Raw genomic sequence first — 15,523 nt, forward strand, 5'->3', positions numbered from 1 at the left:
ATATGAAGACAAGAATTTCTATCTGTCTGATTGCGCTTGTTTTCTCAACTGCGGTGAATCAGGCAGCTGCGCAGGTATATTACGATACCTCCATTCCTAATCCTTTATACCAGCAAAATGGATTTGTTAAACAAAAACCCTCACTGGATGAGGTGCCGGACTATCAGCTGGTAAAATCCAAGTTGCCAGTTCCATTTTGGTCGGGCAGAAAAGAGGTAATTGATTGTTACTGGAAAGCCTGGGAACTGGCTTTCCGGAATGTGAAGAAAGCAACGGCAGCAAATCGTTTTGTACAGCCTTATATCAGTCCGGCTTTTAATGATCATATTTTTATGTGGGATACGAGTTTTATGGTCATGTTTGGCCGCTATGGCCGGAATGCATTCAACTTTCAGGGCAGTCTTGATAACTTTTACAGCAATCAGCATAAAGACGGCTATATCACGAGAGAGATCTCTGAGCTGAACGGCGCTCCGATTTTCGAGAAATTTGATCCTTCAAGCACAGGCCCCAACCTGATGCCCTGGGCAGAATGGGATTACTATCAGTTTTACCGCGATCAGCAACGTCTAGCTAAGGTATTTCCGGTGTTGCTGGCTTATTACGAATGGCTTCAGCAAAACAGGACCTGGCAGGACGGTTCTTACTTTGCCAGTGGCTGGAGTTGTGGCATGGACAATCAGCCCCGCGTGCCAAAAGGATATCATCTCGAGTTTTCGACTGGAATGATGTCATGGGTTGATGCAACCTTACAGCAGGTATTTGCGGCTAAGCTGCTCCTGAAAATGGCGAAAGTACTGCACAGGGAAACTGAGGTTACAGATTTACACAGAGAAGTGACGGAACTAAGTAATTATGTTCAGACACGAATGTGGGATAATGAAACCGGGTATTTATACGACCGTTTTCGTGATGGCACCTTGTCTGATGTGAAAAGTATAGGCTCTTATTGGGCGCTGTTAGCTGAAGTAGTGCCGGCTAATGGTCTGGAAAGATTTATTGCCCATCTGGAAAATCCCAGAGAGTTTAAGCGCCAGCATCGCATACCTGCATTGTCTGCGGATAATAAAGATTACAAACCGGATGGCAATTACTGGCAGGGTGGTGTCTGGGCACCAACGAATTATATGGTCTTGCGTGGTTTGTCTCTTTGCGGAAAGGATAGTCTTGCATACGAAATTGCACGGAACCACCTGGATAATGTGGTGAAGGTATATGAAAAGACGGGTACGCTCTGGGAGAATTATGCGCCTGACGTGACAGAGGGGAAGTACAGAAAGGACATGGTAGGATGGTCTGGCCTGACACCGATATCTATACTCTTTGAATACGTATTTGGGATTTCGGCAGATAAGGATGAAGGGATGATCGTTTGGGATATTCGTTTAACGGATGAATTTGGTTTGAAAAACTATCCGGTTGCGGGAAGTGGATTGGTAGATTTCTGGTGTGGTAGAAGAAAGAGTACTACAGACAAGCCGGTCATCAGGATTCACGCCAGCACGCCCGTGACCATAAAAGTAATTTGGAAGGGTGGATCTAAAATCCTGAAAATAAAACCTAAAAGTTAATTTATCCGCCGTCTAAAAGATAGCCCGTTAAAATTTCAGCTTGCCTGATTACCTTCTGCTTAAAGATAGCGGTCAAAAGTCTCATAATGCCGGCTGGCCAGACTTCAGCTCATATTCTTTGTAAATTGAATGACCAAATATGGTGTTCCATTTACCTAAACGAGCTTATGAAACTGATTGAACAAATTGACCGGCATGAGGTGCTGAAAAGATGGGCGATAGGCGAAGTCTATTCTGAATTTTTTATTCCTTTATATGAATCACAGCGGGAGAAAACATTGGACATGTTGCTTTCCGGCAATCATTATCTGGAACGGGAAGGAATTGACCAGGTATTGGAAGTAAAACAGTCGCTGGTAGACTCCTTATCGAAATACATTAAATGGTACAAGGCCATTCTGGAGATTAACAAGTCTGATCTGGATATGGTATATACACTGCAGCTGCCCGGTTGGGAACGAAATACCGGCGGTTCCTACCTGATCGCCGACGCCGCACGTAAAATTCAGAAAGTCCCCTATCTTGATAAACGCGTTGCCGCAATTTATGATTCCCTGCAAAAAAAAGAAGTGAAGCTGGAAGGGATTACATTACTTGCTGTGGATAAAATCGGTCCCTATGTTGCGGTAGAAGGAAATGGCAGGCTTACCAGTATCTATATGGCTCAACAGCTCGAAAAGCTGGATTTAATTGATAACAATCAAATTGAAATTACATTAGGATTGTATTGATACATTTTATAAATTAGCTATGGAAGGCAGAACAGAAATTGATATCATCATTTTAAGCTATGCGAAGAATGAGGAATTGCAACTGATCACTCAGCATTGTCTGAGTTCTCTGATGATTTCTGAGGATGAAACGAAGATCAAGTTTAATGTGATTGTGATGGAATCTGAAAAGAGTTTAGCGCCATTCCAATATGAACAAACCGAAACTATTTACCCTGAGGAGGAGTTCGGTTATCACCGGTTTATGAATCTGGGGATTGCCAACTCTTCTTCTAAATATATTTGTCTTTGCAATAATGACATCCGCTTCCATCCTAAATGGGCAACTGAATTATTAAAAGCTTTCAGCCGATATCATGACCTGAGCAGTGTTTCTCCTTTTTGCTCCAGACATCATCCTAAAATGGGTTTTGAATACAACAACGGAATTTACGAAGGTTACCGGATTCGTTATGAAGTTGCTGGCTGGTGTTTGTTTTTAAAACGTGATGTACTCAGGATTACTGGGAAGCTAGATGAAAACTACCAATTCTGGTGCGCTGACAATGATTATGCGAACACATTGGATGTATTGGGTATCAGACATGCTTTAGTTTCTTCATCTGTAGTAGACCATTTGGAAAACCGTACAATTGATATGAGAACCGACGATCATAATAGAGCCATCACATCAAATGAGTTTTTTTATCTGGAGAAAAAATGGAACATGCGGCTTGGTGGAGGATGGGTTTGTGCATAGATGGATTAATATTATACGATTAAGTCAAGCCACCATATGAATAATGTCTTGACTTAATGTTAATTACATTTATTTATGGTCTCATTAATACTTCAGGTACAAACGGTGGCCGTGGGTTTGGTTGAGCCAGTCCGGTGGCTAACGCGTTTGCAATTTCTCCTTGTAAAGCTACAGGAATAGATGTTGGAATCGGTCCTCCTGCTGAGGGTGCCAGAATTGCGCATAGAATAGGTCCATTAACGCATCCTGGTTGTGCAAGTAATAGTGCATAACTTGCAGGAGCATTTGGATTTCCGCCTATATATGCATACCATGCTAGTGCCATATCAAAGATTTTTTTGTAAATCAAAAAAAATCAAAAACTTTAGGTGACATCTACTCGTTTCAGGGTTTTCGACTTCTCCCTTTTGATTAAATTTACGTGAAATGAAGTTATTTACGAAGGCCACAATCTTCATTATTCAGGTAGATATAAGTTGTAAGCCACGGGGCAGATGACCCAAATTATAACTTGCTAATATCTCCGTTTATAATCTTTGTAACTTGTTTCTGTTCAAGAAGTCCAATTAACTCCAATCCTCAACTATGAGCAGTTTGAATTCATTTTTAGCGTATGCTGAAGCGCAGAATCTTGTGCTGAAAACTTTAGACGGTATAGTGATGTACCACCTTACTGAAGCAGCCATTCCTGAATATATTTATTTTATGCCCAGGCGACTGCCAATTGGTAAATCGCTGAGTAAATTCTTCAACTGTCAGTTCAGGTATATACCGGAGAAGTTTTACCTGATTTATTTCAATCCCATTCGCTGGGTGCTCCCCAATTTAGCGGAGGTGATGCGCGAAATAGAGGGAGTGGCAGTAGAATACGGGCATAGTAAATTATTATTTCAGCTGACTTATGGGAGAATCACCTTCGATGTGACACAGTGTAAGAAAACTAATGCGAAAGAGGATTTGTCAGAATTCCAGATACCCATCTATCTGGATGAGAAAAATTTCTTTATCAATGTGATAGATCTGCCTGAAAGAATGGGAATTCCAAAGGTGTTCGAAAAACTTGATTTTACCTGGTGAGGTGTGCTGTTTAGATTTTTTAAATAAAAATTGGTTATTGTGATTGTTTGTGCAAAGCTGGGAAGCTTTGCACTTTTTTTTGTTAGGCCAATACAAGATTGAAACCAGATATAAATTTATGATAAACAAAACGATTAAAATCTTTTTAATTGCCTTCGCAAGCTGCACGGCTGTATACGCAAAAGATTATACGCTGACTTCGCCTGATAAAAAAAACACGATCAGGATTACGATCGACAAAACGATCAGCTGGTCGGTCAGCAGAGGGGCGGAATTATTGATTAAGCCCAGTCAGATGAGTCTGAGTTTAAGTGACGGGAAAAATGCAGGGATTTCTCCCGAGGCTTTAAAATCTGAGGTGAAATCTGTCAATGAAAACATTATAGCAATAGTTCCGGTAAAGAACCGAATGATTACAAATAATTACAATGAAATAAAGCTGACTTTCCAAGGAAATTACGCAGTTGAGTTTCGTGCTTATAATGATGGTGTGGCTTACCGATTCGTGACAAGTTTTGGTAAAGAGCCTGTCGAAGTCAATAACGAAAAGGTTGCATTCAATTTTAATGAAAATTGTAACATTTATTGGCCAAAAGAGGATAATGCCGAATTGCAGTCGCATTATGAGGCTGATTTTAAGGTAACCAAACTGGCAGAAATTCCCGCTGAAACTTATGGTTATCTGCCGCTGTATGTGGCTACAAATGAGGGAACTAAAATGGTGATCACGGAATCTGATCTGACAGACTACCCTAACTTATTTCTTTTTGGAACGGAGGGGAATAATTTGACCGGACGTTTCCCTAAGGTGATTCTGGAAGCCAAACCAAAAGAGAATTCTGATCGGGCAGAGGTCATTGTCAAAAAAGCAGATTACCATGCGAAGACCAGCGGCAATAGGTCTTATCCCTGGAGGGTTATGGTCATTAGTCCGGACGATAAGGGATTACTGGAAAATGAACTGGTCTATAAGCTGGCCAAACCAAATGTATTAGAAGATACGAAATGGATCCAACCAGGCAAAGTAGCCTGGGACTGGTGGAATGACAACAATGTGTATGGGGTGAATTTTAAGTCGGGTGTCAATACAGCAACCTACAAGTATTATGTAGACTTTGCCGCTGAATATGGCTTGGAATATATCATATTAGATGAGGGCTGGTCGCGCACCACCACTGATCTGATGGCGCCTAATAAAGAGCTGGATCTGGAGTCACTGATCAGCTATGCCAGCAGCAAAAAAATCGGCGTCATTTTATGGGCCTTATGGAAGCCATTGGATCTGAACATGGATCAAATCCTGGATCAATATGTGAAATGGGGTGTAAAAGGCGTAAAAGTAGATTTTATGGCAAGAGCAGATCAGTATATGGTAAATTTCTACGAGCGGGCGGCTAAAGCTACGGCTGCGCGTAAATTATTACTGGATATGCATGGTGCTTATAAACCTGTGGGTTTGAACCGCGAATACCCTAACCTGATCAACTATGAAGGGGTAAGGGGAATGGAAAATAACAAATGGGAAGCAACGATCACACCGGTCCACAATACGACCTTGCCATTTACGAGGATGGTAGCGGGGCCTATGGATTATACACCGGGTGCCATGATCAATACCAACAAAGATGAGTTTTATGTGAATTTTGGTTCGCCAATGAGCAGGGGAACAAGAGCACATCAGACAGCGATGTATGTGATGTACGATTCTCCGTTACAAATGTTTTGTGATAACCCTTCAAATTATAAAAGAGAGCCGGTCTACACGCGCTACATCTCCCGCATTCCGACGGTATGGGACAAAACCATTGCATTGGAAGGAAAGATTGGAGAATATGCAGCCGTAGCGAGGAAGAATGGAAATAAATGGTATATCGCTGGTATGACAAACTGGGAATCCAGAACATTTTCTATTCCGTTGAAATTCCTGGATGGCAAAAAGTATAAGGTGGAGATATTAAAAGATGGAATAAATGTAGCTAAACATGCTGCCGACTATGAGATCATTAACAAGGAACTCTCGGCTGCTGATGTGCTGTCAATGGAAATGGCTGCGGGTGGCGGATATACTGCGATCCTTACTCCGGTAACGCCATAGCATCATTTGAAATTATTTTTATGTCGAATTGGGAGAGTACCACAAAATATCGCACTTTTCTTATAACTGGGAATAGAAAAAGGAAGCGGATACTACGGGTTTGCCAAGCCCCGGCTGAGTTTTAGTTGATGCTCCTTTTATTCCCTTTAATTTGAATTGCTGATCTCTCTTTAAAATATTTCCCTTTAAAATGGGAGACTGATGAAAAACAATATACTATACTAATGACAGAATGGGAGGGACAACTTATATCTGTATTTTTAAAACAGCAGTACCAATTGCCAGTTTCCTGAAAGGCCGCCATCTTATCTCTCAATAAATGCGGCCTTTCTTTTTTACTGGTGGGATCATTAATTGATAGTCATACAAGATTTCATCAACGAATCGTACTTTATATCTGATAAGACTGTTAAAACATGATTAGAGAATCCGTAGACCGTAAAAGGCTGCGGATTTTTCGGTTTTATAAGATCGGTATCATATTTAAGGTCAATTGTCTCATAATTAATTGTGTATATGAAGGCGAATGGCCTATGCTTAACTTAGGGTGAACCATTAATCCCGCTATCATGAAGGTAAGATTTTTCTCCAACTATGACTCCTCAGACGGACTCCTGGGCCGTTTTCTTGCAAATTATACGGTGAACGACAAGCAGATTACCTTTACAACGCGGCGGGATTATGATTTTGCAGTAGTGTTTAACCGGACGAATGATCCGATCAAGAAAACAGCGGGAATTATCACGGTGGTGCAGGAACCTTCCTGGAGCCCGGCATTTGAGCGTACGGATTTTTTAACGGGCAGCGATTACCTGCTGGTGCACGATGCGAGTTTGTTCCGGGAGAAACTGGGCATAGAGCTGGGGGGGGAAGTAATTGAATGCCCGTCTTACATGTTTTACCATGACAGGGTGATGAATCCTTTCTGGGACTTTGTACAGGCGGTGGATAAACCAAAGAAGTTATCGATCATCGTTTCGCATATCAATCGCGAGCAGGGGAATTACCGGAAGCGGATCGCTTTACTGGAGAAGATCCTGGATTCAGATCTGGAGATCGATATTTATGGTCGCAGGTTAGAGATCGAGGACAAAAGATTTAGGGGACAGCTGGATTTTAAATACACAGGTTTGCTGCCATACCAATATTCAATTGCGCTGGAGAACTGCAATGAGAAAAACTATGTGACGGAGAAATTTGTGGACTGTGCAATGTGTAATACGATCCCGATTTACAATGGTGCGCCGAATGTAGGGGATATTTATGATGAACGTTTTTTCAGGACGATTAACCTGGACAGCCCAACGATCATAGATGACATCAGGGAGATCATTAAACGTCCGGCAGAACGCTCGCATGTGAACCGGGAGATCTACCGGCATGAGCGGAATTTGTACACTAAACTGAAGGAAATTATTCTGGATTAATTTCCTTACGGGCTGATTTTTGATTAAAATGATTTAGCTAAAGTTATTGTAATTCAGTTGATTATAAATTTGTTATTTGAAGCAAAAGTGTTATTTTTGTTTAGTATAAACGGCCCGAGTACTGACCTCAAATAGTTTATCCTGCCTATGGGATTCAAACCCCGGTGTTTCTTCGGGAAACCCGGGGTTTTGTTTTTATCATTTGATCAGCGATGGTGGGGAGAGAATTCGGCCAAAGCGCTTTCAATGGCATCATATACGTATTGAAGCTGCTGGTTGTCGATACAATAGGGCGGCAGGATATAAATGATATTCCCTAAAGGCCTGAGCAGGATCTGGCGTTCCAGAAAATAGCTATACAAAGCATCTCTCAAATTACTGAAATAACCGCTGCTTTCCGCTGTATAAAATTCGATGGCGAGGATAGTTCCGGTTTGCCGGATGTCTTTAACGCCTTGACGTCCTGCTAATTTTTCCCGGAATAACCTATGCTGCTGACAAATCCTTGCTATGTTATCCTGAGTATTTTGTTGGAGCAATAAATCTATACTGGCAGCGGCAGCAGTACAAGCCAATGGATTGGCAGTGAAAGAATGGCCGTGGAAAAGCGTTTTTAGCTTGTCCTGCGACAAAAAAGCGTTATAGATATCATCTGTGCAGGTAGTAACACCTAAGGGCATTAGACCGCCTGTAAGGCCCTTGCTGAAACACATGATATCGGCTTGCTGAATCAAATGATCTGCGGCGAAGTGTTTGCCGGTCCTGCCGAAACCAGTAAACACTTCATCTTGTATCAATAAAATCTGGTTGCCTTTACAAAATTCGAGCAGTTGATCAAGTGCGCTAGCCTCATACATAATCATCCCGGCAGAGCCCTGGATGAGGGGCTCGTAGATAAAACAGGCGAGCTCGTCTTCGTATTCCTGGATCTTAGCCTTCAGCAAATGAATATTGCCGGCAGTGGGCAGCGGAATGAACATGGTTTCAAACAGGAGCTGGTCAAAAGGAGCAGTCCAGGCACTGCGGCTGCTGACGGACATGGCGCCGAAAGTATCGCCATGGTAACCATTTTCAAAGGCCAATATCTTTTTACGCGGGGCGCCGGAATTGAACCAGAACTGGAGGCACATCTTGAGGGCGACTTCCACCGCGGTAGATCCGTTGTCGCTATAAAACACTTTCTGCTGATTGCCGGGCAAAATGCGGAGCAGTTTTTCTGCGAGAACGACTGCGGGTTCATGGGTAAAACCGGCAAAGATCACCTGATCGAGTTTTTGCATCTGGGCATTAACGCGGGAGGTGATATAGGGATGGCAATGCCCATGGGTAATTACCCACCAGGAGGAGATCGCATCGATGATCTCGTTCCCTTCTTCATCGTAGAGGCAGGCTCCTTTAGCGCTGGTGATCCCGGTCGGCATGACAGCAGTTTGCATCTGGGTATAGGGATGCCAGATGATTTGGGCATCTCTTTCTGCTAAGCTCATCTTGTTTTAACCATTGGTTTCAGTCCCAGCAGCTCGAACATCTTTTTATCGTCGTCTAATCTTGGATTTGGGGTGACGAGCAGCTCTTCGCTTTCGCTGGTGAAGATGGAATTGGCACCGGCCATGAAACACCAGGATTGCTGGTCGGTAGTCATTTCAGCACGACCAGCGCTTAACCTGACCATGGCTCTTGGCATCAGGATCCTTGCAGTGGCAATCATCCTTACCATTTCCCAGCTGTCTACTTTAGGTAAATCTGCTAATGGTGTTCCTTTGACCCTGGCCAGTGCATTGACAGGCACGGATTCGGGATGTTGTGGCATAGTGGAAAGGGTATGGAGCATATTGATCCTGTCCTCATGGGTTTCACCGAGACCAATAATGCCGCCGGAACAAACGGAAATCCCCGCTTTCCGGACATTGTTGATGGTAGAGAGTCGGTCGTCGAAAGTACGGGTGGTGATAATTTCTTCGTAATGCTCTGCGGAAGTATCGAGGTTATGGTTATAGGCATAGAGTCCGGCTGCTTGTAAACGTGCTGCCTGTGATTCGGTGATCATGCCGAGTGTACAGCAAACTTCCAGTCCGATCTCGTTTACACCGGCGACCATTTCGAGGATGGTATCGAAGTCGCGGTTATCTCTTACTTCGCGCCAGGCGGCAGCCATACAGAACCTGGATGAGCCGGCATCTTTTGCGCGTTGGGCAATGGCGACTACGTCTTGTTTGGACATCAATGATTTGACGGTGATCCCGGTGTGGTAACGTGCGGCTTGTCCGCAATAGGAGCAGTCTTCGGGACAGCCTCCGGTTTTTACGGAAAGCAGGGTGCATACCTGCACTTCGCCGGCCTTGTGGTAGAGGCGGTGAACGGTGGCTGCTTGGTAGACCAATTCGAGCAGAGGGAGATCATAAATCGCCTTAATTTCGGAAATGGTCCAGTCGTTACGTAATTCTATTTGTTCGGTCATGTGATTGTTGAGTTGGTGATGATAAAGTATTGATTATGATAGACTAGTTAGCTGAACAGGAGCCGTTGCAATGGCATAGCGGGTACATGCTTGAAATTCTGGCAACTCGCTGAAGGTGGTTTTAAGGGGGATATGACTAATGATGACCTCGAGCGTGTCCGGATCAAATTCTCCGTTAAAAACAATATGTTTGAGCTTCAAACCGCGACTGGTCAGGGCATCGATACTGAGCAAAGTATGGTTAATGCAGCCGAGGTAATTGCGCGCCACCAAAACGATCTCTGCATCAAATTGCTCCATAAGATCAATCATGAGAAAGGTATCTGATAAGGGGACGAAGAGTCCGCCTGCACCTTCGATCAGCAAGGGCCTGCGACTATTTGGAAGGCTAAAATCGGCGGAACTGATGTGAATCCCCTCTGCCCTGGCGGCTTTATGTGGTGATGCGGCCATTTTGAGGCGATACCTTTCGGGGTGGACCACGGTTTCCATATTGACAATGAGCTGCTGGATTTTATGGCTGTCGGTATGGTGGAGGTCGCCCGCCTGCACAGGTTTCCAATAGTCGGCCTTCAGCTGTTCTACCAATACGGCAGAGACAATCGTCTTCCCCACATCGGTGCCTATACCCGTAACAAAAAGTGGTTTATTGGACATTATTGCACGGGACTAAAGTCGTTTACCAGTTGATGAAAAACTCTACATAGATTTTGTATCTCTCTATCAGTGTTGTGAATATGTAAAGAGATCCGAAGCCTTTCTGTGCCTTTAGGTACTGTGGGACTGAGTATGGGCCTGACATCAAAACCGCGTTCCTGTAAGTATTTGCTATAGGCAATGGCTTTGGAATTATCGTTGACAAATACACACTGAATAGCGGTCGGGTTCTGGGTGCTTTGCAGCATGCTTTGTGGGGGCATATGTTGTACCCAGAGGATAGATTTCTCTGCCAGCTGGGCAACGAGGTCGGTATTTTCCAGGAGATGATCATAGGCCAGCCGGATAGATACCAGGGAGTGGAGCGATAGCGCAGTGCTGTAGATAAAGGGTCTGGCGAAGTTGACCAGGTAATCTTTAAGCAGTTTCGGCCCCAGAACGATTCCTCCCTGTAAACCCAGGGCTTTACTGAAGGTCACCACACGTGCAAAGACCAGGTCAGTCGCCTCCAGCTCACAAACCAGCCCCATACCGAGCACACCAAAAGCATGGGCCTCATCGACGATCAGGTTGGCGCCATATCGGGCACAGAGCTGTCCGATACCCACGATATCTGAAATGTCCCCATCCATGGAATACACACTCTCTATCGCCACATAACAAATGCCTCTGGCACGTTTCAGTTTCTTTTCCAGGTCTTCCAGGTCATTGTGTCTGAACTTCATGCGATGGGCAAAGCTTAATCGCGCGCCGTCAATCACCGAGGCATGGATATATTCATCCATCAGCACCGTATCGCCCTTGCGCGGCAGGGAAGAGAACAGGGAAAGATTGGCATCATATCCGGAATTAAAGATCAGTCCGCTCTCTGCTTCATGGTAGAGGGCAATATCCTGCTCCAGACGCTCTGCATAACCAGAGTTTCCGCTGAGTAGCCTTGAACCGGTAGAGCCCAGTACACTTAAAGTATTACAGGAGATAGTCGTTTTAATGACTAAGTTAAGCAGCGTGGAACGGGATAATCCGAGGTAATCATTAGAACAGAAATCGGCCATGCCTTCGGTTACTTTCAGACTTCGGTAGGCATTTTCTTCGTGACGTTTTTGGAGACGGGCAAGCATTAATTGGATAGAGGAATTCATCAGCAGGTGTTTTTAGTTTAGGTGGATTATTTCTGTTTGCTGCTTATAATGCATTCGCCAGATCCTGGATCCAGCTGTCATATAATCTTTGCTCTATAGTAGTGATGGATTGGGCGTGAATTTCCCATTGTGGGGAAAATAAGTTCAGCTGCGCAATCATTTCTTCCAGGTGTCCCTGTTCTTCAATGATGATATTTTTGACACTGACCTTGCTTTTTGATTCATTCAGAACCTGCTGGTAGACAGGGTATAAAATATCTGCACGTACTTCGATAGCATAGGTAACAAAGAGGTAGCAGCCGTACTTTAATCCGGCTCCGGAAAGACCCAGGGTGTATTTTAGGTAGCGGCTCGTCTCCAGGTCTAATTTGTTGAGGTAATACTTGCTGCGGTGCGGCGCGAGCAGGTATTGAGGTGCATAAGTGGGGCAAGCCTCTGCCGCAATTTTATGGATTTGTTTTTTCAGGTAAAAGGCATGGCGGTGTTCTTCGGCAGCATGTTTCAGTACCATGAAAGAAGTGGTCTCGGGCTGCTCGCTGGCAGATATTTTCCTGGCGCCGATATTTTCCTGAAGGGAGAGCGTATTGAGAAAGCGGGCATGAAAATCGTTATTGTCAACGATACGTTTTAAAAGTTGTGTGAGCTCCATTGGTCTGATATTTCGCCAAAAGTATTACCTTGCCGGATAGTTCAATGGTACCAGTTTTCAGTTTATGAGTAGTCCGGTTAAAATTCCTTTTAAAACAGTTATAGCAATAGACAGGGGGCTCGACAGGCCGGTTTACCTGCAGGTGGCACACCAGGTGATCAATGCGATTCAGCGCGGCGTGCTGGTCGCGGGCATACAGTTGCCAGGCACGAGGAGTCTGGCGGATGAACTGGAAGTCCACCGCAAAACCATCATCGCGGCTTATGATGAGCTGGACGCGCAGGGATGGACAGAGATCAGGCCGAATAAGGGCACCTTTGTGCGGCAGAACACGCCTGAGGATAGCACAGCACTCAAGGAATACGATCAGGGCTTCCTGACGAGTTATCCGGCGCAAACGGGCTATAGTTTCAGGCAGAGTATGTTGCTGGATGCAGCGAATGTACACAGCGGGACCGGTCTGGAGTTCAACGACGGACTGCCGGATATCCGGCTGTTGCCGCTGGACCGCTTATCGAAGGTGTATGGGGGCATCCTGAAGAGCAAGACGAATTACCGGCATTTTGGTTACTCGCATGTGGAAGGAAATGAGTTCTTCCGGGAGACGCTGGCTGCGTATTTGAATAATACACGGGGACTTCATATCAATAAGTCTAATGTATTAACTACGAGGGGAATACATATGAGTATTTACTTGGCGTCAAGCATGTTGATTGCGCCGGGAGATCATGTGATTGTGGGCGACTTAAGTTACTACCTGGCGAACATGTGTTTCCAGCAATGCGGTGGGAAAATCATCTCCGTACCGGTAGATGCAGAGGGCATTTCTGTGGAGGCAATCAGGGAGCTGTGTAAAAAGAAAAAGATCAGGTTACTGTACCTGACGCCGCATCACCATTATCCCACGACGGTAACCTTGTCTGCCGAACGCCGCATGGAGCTGCTGCAATTGGCTTCGACTTATGGTTTTATTATCCTGGAGGATGATTATGATTACGATTTCCATTATAACGGGAATTCGGTTTTGCCGCTGGCAAGTGCAGATACGGATGGTATGGTGGTCTATATCGGTTCTTTTTGCAAATCGCTGGCACCGGGGTTCCGCTCGGGTTACCTGGTTGCACCCGAAAACCTGATCCGGGAAATGGCGAAGTTCCGAAGACTGGTCGACCGCCAGGGCGACATGCTGATGGAGCAGGCCTTAGCGGAACTGCTGGAGGAAAAGGAAATTCAGCGTCATTTAAAGAAGGCGGTAAAGATCTACCAGGAGCGAAGGGATACTTTTACTGGATTACTGCAACAGCATCTGGGTGAGGAGGTTTCGTTTATTTCTCCTCCGGGCGGATTATCGGTATGGACCAAATGGAATCCTAAACTCAACCTGATGCGGATCAGTAAAAATTGTTTGAAAAGAAACCTGTATCTGCCGCAGGAATTGTTATACCAGACAGATAGTTTCACCGCGATGCGACTGGGATTTGGGAACCTGACGACCGCAGAACTGGAAGAAGCGGTACAGGTATTACAGTTAGCGGTGCGGGAGAGTTGAGTTGGTATAGCATGGGCTACGAAGAATAGTTAACGATTTGCTTTATTTTCTGTGAAAACGGGTGATTTTACCTGTTATTCAACCTTATACAATTCAGTTTAATTGTTATATTTGTGTCACCCTTGACCTTGAAACCGCTCTATAAACATATCGCAAAACTATGGAATACCTTTACGGGTGATTCGGATAGTTTTGATATTGAGGCAAGAATCTTCCACGCAATCGTAATTATTGCGACCGTGCTGTTGACGATCAATGGTTTAACGACCTGTATCATCGGTATGGCAGCCGAATCTGTTTATGCCTTCGCGTTTATCCCGGTCTTGTGGCTGATGTATTATTTGTCGCGCTATAAAGGTAAACCGGGTTTAAGTATTATCATTTTAGGGGCCTTAGGCAATGCGGAATGCATCGGTGTGTATTTTTTAACTGGCGGATCCAACGGCGATAATTTACTGATGTTGACAGCTATAACGTTTATCCTGCTGGCAGTAGCACCTAAAAAGCAACTGAAAGTTTGGATTCCGCTGAACTGCGCCATTCTTGTCGGATTGATCTTCGCAGAATACCTGCATCCGGAATGGGTGGTCCCGCTATATGATGATCCGGCTATCCGGCTGATGGACCAGGCGCAGTCTTACCTGATCTTTTTTGTGCTGCTGGTAATCATCATTATGCTGATCAAAAGCAATTATTATACGGAAAAGCGGCTGGCGGACCTGCGGGAGCTGGAACTGATCAAATCAAATGAAGCGAAAAACAAGCTGTTCTCTATCGTTGCGCACGATCTGCGTGCACCATTGGCATCGGTACAGAATTACCTGGAATTGCTGAAGCAGGTTTATCTGACCGAAGAAGAGAAATCGCATATACAGGACAACCTCCTCAATTCTACGAAACATACTTCAGAGATGTTAACGAATATCCTTTCCTGGTCTAAGGCACAGATGGACGGGATGTCGCTCAATTTTGTGAAGGTCAACCTGGAACGCTCGCTAAACCCTACCGTAGCCTTGCAGCAGCACATGGCGAAAGAAAAAGGGATCGAGCTGATTTGTCCGGAGCCCAGTGAGATGATCGTCACCGCAGATCCGGATATGCTGCAGCTGGTGGTACGGAATATCATCAGCAATGCGATCAAGTTTACACCTGCAGGAGGAAAGATCAGCGTGAGTTACGAGGAGCGCGAAAAAGAATGTTATATCATCATCAGTGATAACGGGATTGGCATAGCGAAAGAGAACCATGAACAGGTTTTCTCCTTAAAGAGTCAGTCGACCTACGGAACGAACAATGAGAAAGGTGTGGGGCTGGGTCTGGTCTTGTCGAAGAACTATGTGGAACTGCAGAATGGTAAGATCTGGTTTGAAAGCGAAGAGGGATCCGGGACTACCTTTTTCCTGAGCTTCGGGCTGAATTAACGTTTTA

The 15,523-nt window shown here is 44.7% G+C and carries 14 protein-coding genes; 8 read left to right on the top strand and 6 right to left on the bottom strand.

What is annotated here, in order from left to right; all coding sequences use genetic code 11:
* Positions 1 to 2 precede the first annotated feature (2 nt).
* The 3 genes from OQX62_RS07845 to OQX62_RS07855 all read left to right on the top strand — a co-directional run bounded on the left by OQX62_RS07845 (position 3) and on the right by OQX62_RS07855 (position 3,041).
* Positions 3 to 1,571, top strand: a complete 1,569-nt coding sequence (locus OQX62_RS07845; RefSeq protein ID WP_265830909.1) for an MGH1-like glycoside hydrolase domain-containing protein — start codon at positions 3 to 5, stop codon at positions 1,569 to 1,571.
* 167 nt (positions 1,572 to 1,738) lie between these two features.
* On the top strand, positions 1,739 to 2,302 hold the full coding sequence (locus OQX62_RS07850) for a hypothetical protein (RefSeq protein ID WP_265830910.1): 564 nt from the start codon (positions 1,739 to 1,741) through the stop codon (positions 2,300 to 2,302).
* A gap of 19 nt (positions 2,303 to 2,321) precedes the next feature.
* The gene (locus tag OQX62_RS07855) at positions 2,322 to 3,041 is read left to right on the top strand and encodes a glycosyltransferase family 2 protein (RefSeq protein WP_265830911.1); all 720 of its coding nucleotides are present in this window, start codon (positions 2,322 to 2,324) and stop codon (positions 3,039 to 3,041) included.
* 73 nt (positions 3,042 to 3,114) lie between these two features.
* Here the strand turns inward: OQX62_RS07855 and OQX62_RS07860 are convergent, their stop codons facing one another.
* Positions 3,115 to 3,366 (bottom strand): hypothetical protein, encoded by a 252-nt coding sequence (locus OQX62_RS07860; protein WP_265830912.1) that lies wholly within the window; start codon positions 3,364 to 3,366, stop codon positions 3,115 to 3,117.
* A gap of 260 nt (positions 3,367 to 3,626) precedes the next feature.
* Here OQX62_RS07860 and OQX62_RS07865 point away from each other — a divergent pair, with 260 nt between their 5' ends.
* The 3 genes from OQX62_RS07865 (at position 3,627) to OQX62_RS07875 (ending at position 7,640) form a co-directional block, all read left to right on the top strand.
* Positions 3,627 to 4,118, top strand: coding sequence for a hypothetical protein (locus OQX62_RS07865; RefSeq protein WP_265830913.1), 492 nt, complete (start codon positions 3,627 to 3,629; stop codon positions 4,116 to 4,118).
* Between the two features lie 118 nt (positions 4,119 to 4,236).
* Positions 4,237 to 6,213, top strand: coding sequence for a glycoside hydrolase family 97 protein (locus OQX62_RS07870; protein WP_265830914.1), 1,977 nt, complete (start codon positions 4,237 to 4,239; stop codon positions 6,211 to 6,213).
* Between the two features lie 569 nt (positions 6,214 to 6,782).
* Complete coding sequence (locus OQX62_RS07875) at positions 6,783 to 7,640, top strand: glycosyltransferase family 10 domain-containing protein (protein ID WP_265830915.1); 858 nt, start codon at positions 6,783 to 6,785, stop codon at positions 7,638 to 7,640.
* Positions 7,641 to 7,846: 206 nt separating this feature from the next.
* On the opposite strand, the gene bioA is transcribed toward OQX62_RS07875, so the two are convergent.
* Genes bioA through OQX62_RS07900 form a run of 5 tightly spaced genes read right to left on the bottom strand, consistent with a single transcriptional unit; the run spans position 7,847 to position 12,546 of the window.
* Complete coding sequence (bioA, locus tag OQX62_RS07880) at positions 7,847 to 9,127, bottom strand: adenosylmethionine--8-amino-7-oxononanoate transaminase (RefSeq protein ID WP_265830916.1); 1,281 nt, start codon at positions 9,125 to 9,127, stop codon at positions 7,847 to 7,849.
* Positions 9,124 to 10,098 (bottom strand): biotin synthase BioB, encoded by a 975-nt coding sequence (gene bioB / locus OQX62_RS07885; protein WP_265830918.1) that lies wholly within the window; start codon positions 10,096 to 10,098, stop codon positions 9,124 to 9,126. The genes bioA and bioB overlap by 4 nt, the downstream gene beginning before the upstream one ends.
* Before the next feature lie 33 nt (positions 10,099 to 10,131).
* The gene (bioD, locus tag OQX62_RS07890) at positions 10,132 to 10,755 is read right to left on the bottom strand and encodes a dethiobiotin synthase (RefSeq protein WP_265830919.1); all 624 of its coding nucleotides are present in this window, start codon (positions 10,753 to 10,755) and stop codon (positions 10,132 to 10,134) included.
* Entirely contained in the window at positions 10,755 to 11,897 is a 1,143-nt protein-coding gene (locus OQX62_RS07895; protein WP_265830920.1) for an aminotransferase class I/II-fold pyridoxal phosphate-dependent enzyme, read from the bottom strand. The genes bioD and OQX62_RS07895 overlap by 1 nt, the downstream gene beginning before the upstream one ends.
* 43 nt (positions 11,898 to 11,940) lie before the next feature.
* The gene (locus OQX62_RS07900; RefSeq protein WP_265830921.1) at positions 11,941 to 12,546 is read right to left on the bottom strand and encodes a hypothetical protein; all 606 of its coding nucleotides are present in this window, start codon (positions 12,544 to 12,546) and stop codon (positions 11,941 to 11,943) included.
* Between the two features lie 64 nt (positions 12,547 to 12,610).
* On the opposite strand from OQX62_RS07900, the gene OQX62_RS07905 reads away from it, so the two are divergent.
* Together OQX62_RS07905 and OQX62_RS07910 are read left to right on the top strand one after the other, a co-directional pair.
* Entirely contained in the window at positions 12,611 to 14,095 is a 1,485-nt protein-coding gene (locus OQX62_RS07905; protein ID WP_265830922.1) for a PLP-dependent aminotransferase family protein, read from the top strand.
* Between the two features lie 113 nt (positions 14,096 to 14,208).
* Positions 14,209 to 15,516, top strand: a complete 1,308-nt coding sequence (locus OQX62_RS07910) for a sensor histidine kinase (protein WP_265830923.1) — start codon at positions 14,209 to 14,211, stop codon at positions 15,514 to 15,516.
* The last annotated feature ends 7 nt before the right edge of the window (positions 15,517 to 15,523 follow it).

Source organism: Pedobacter sp. MR2016-24 (genome assembly GCF_026239655.1).
Lineage (GTDB): Bacteria > Bacteroidota > Bacteroidia > Sphingobacteriales > Sphingobacteriaceae > Pedobacter.

What these genes read in the sequence shown, in the direction of transcription:
- OQX62_RS07845 (WP_265830909.1), top strand. Translation starts at nt 3, where the DNA reads ATGAAGACAAGAATTTCTATCTGTCTGATTGCGCTTGTTTTCTCAACT.
- OQX62_RS07850 (WP_265830910.1), top strand. Translation starts at nt 1,739, where the DNA reads ATGAAACTGATTGAACAAATTGACCGGCATGAGGTGCTGAAAAGATGG.
- OQX62_RS07855 (WP_265830911.1), top strand. Translation starts at nt 2,322, where the DNA reads ATGGAAGGCAGAACAGAAATTGATATCATCATTTTAAGCTATGCGAAG.
- OQX62_RS07860 (WP_265830912.1), bottom strand. Translation starts at nt 3,366, where the DNA reads ATGGCACTAGCATGGTATGCATATATAGGCGGAAATCCAAATGCTCCT.
- OQX62_RS07865 (WP_265830913.1), top strand. Translation starts at nt 3,627, where the DNA reads ATGAGCAGTTTGAATTCATTTTTAGCGTATGCTGAAGCGCAGAATCTT.
- OQX62_RS07870 (WP_265830914.1), top strand. Translation starts at nt 4,237, where the DNA reads ATGATAAACAAAACGATTAAAATCTTTTTAATTGCCTTCGCAAGCTGC.
- OQX62_RS07875 (WP_265830915.1), top strand. Translation starts at nt 6,783, where the DNA reads ATGAAGGTAAGATTTTTCTCCAACTATGACTCCTCAGACGGACTCCTG.
- bioA (WP_265830916.1), bottom strand. Translation starts at nt 9,127, where the DNA reads ATGAGCTTAGCAGAAAGAGATGCCCAAATCATCTGGCATCCCTATACC.
- bioB (WP_265830918.1), bottom strand. Translation starts at nt 10,098, where the DNA reads ATGACCGAACAAATAGAATTACGTAACGACTGGACCATTTCCGAAATT.
- bioD (WP_265830919.1), bottom strand. Translation starts at nt 10,755, where the DNA reads ATGTCCAATAAACCACTTTTTGTTACGGGTATAGGCACCGATGTGGGG.
- OQX62_RS07895 (WP_265830920.1), bottom strand. Translation starts at nt 11,897, where the DNA reads ATGAATTCCTCTATCCAATTAATGCTTGCCCGTCTCCAAAAACGTCAC.
- OQX62_RS07900 (WP_265830921.1), bottom strand. Translation starts at nt 12,546, where the DNA reads ATGGAGCTCACACAACTTTTAAAACGTATCGTTGACAATAACGATTTT.
- OQX62_RS07905 (WP_265830922.1), top strand. Translation starts at nt 12,611, where the DNA reads ATGAGTAGTCCGGTTAAAATTCCTTTTAAAACAGTTATAGCAATAGAC.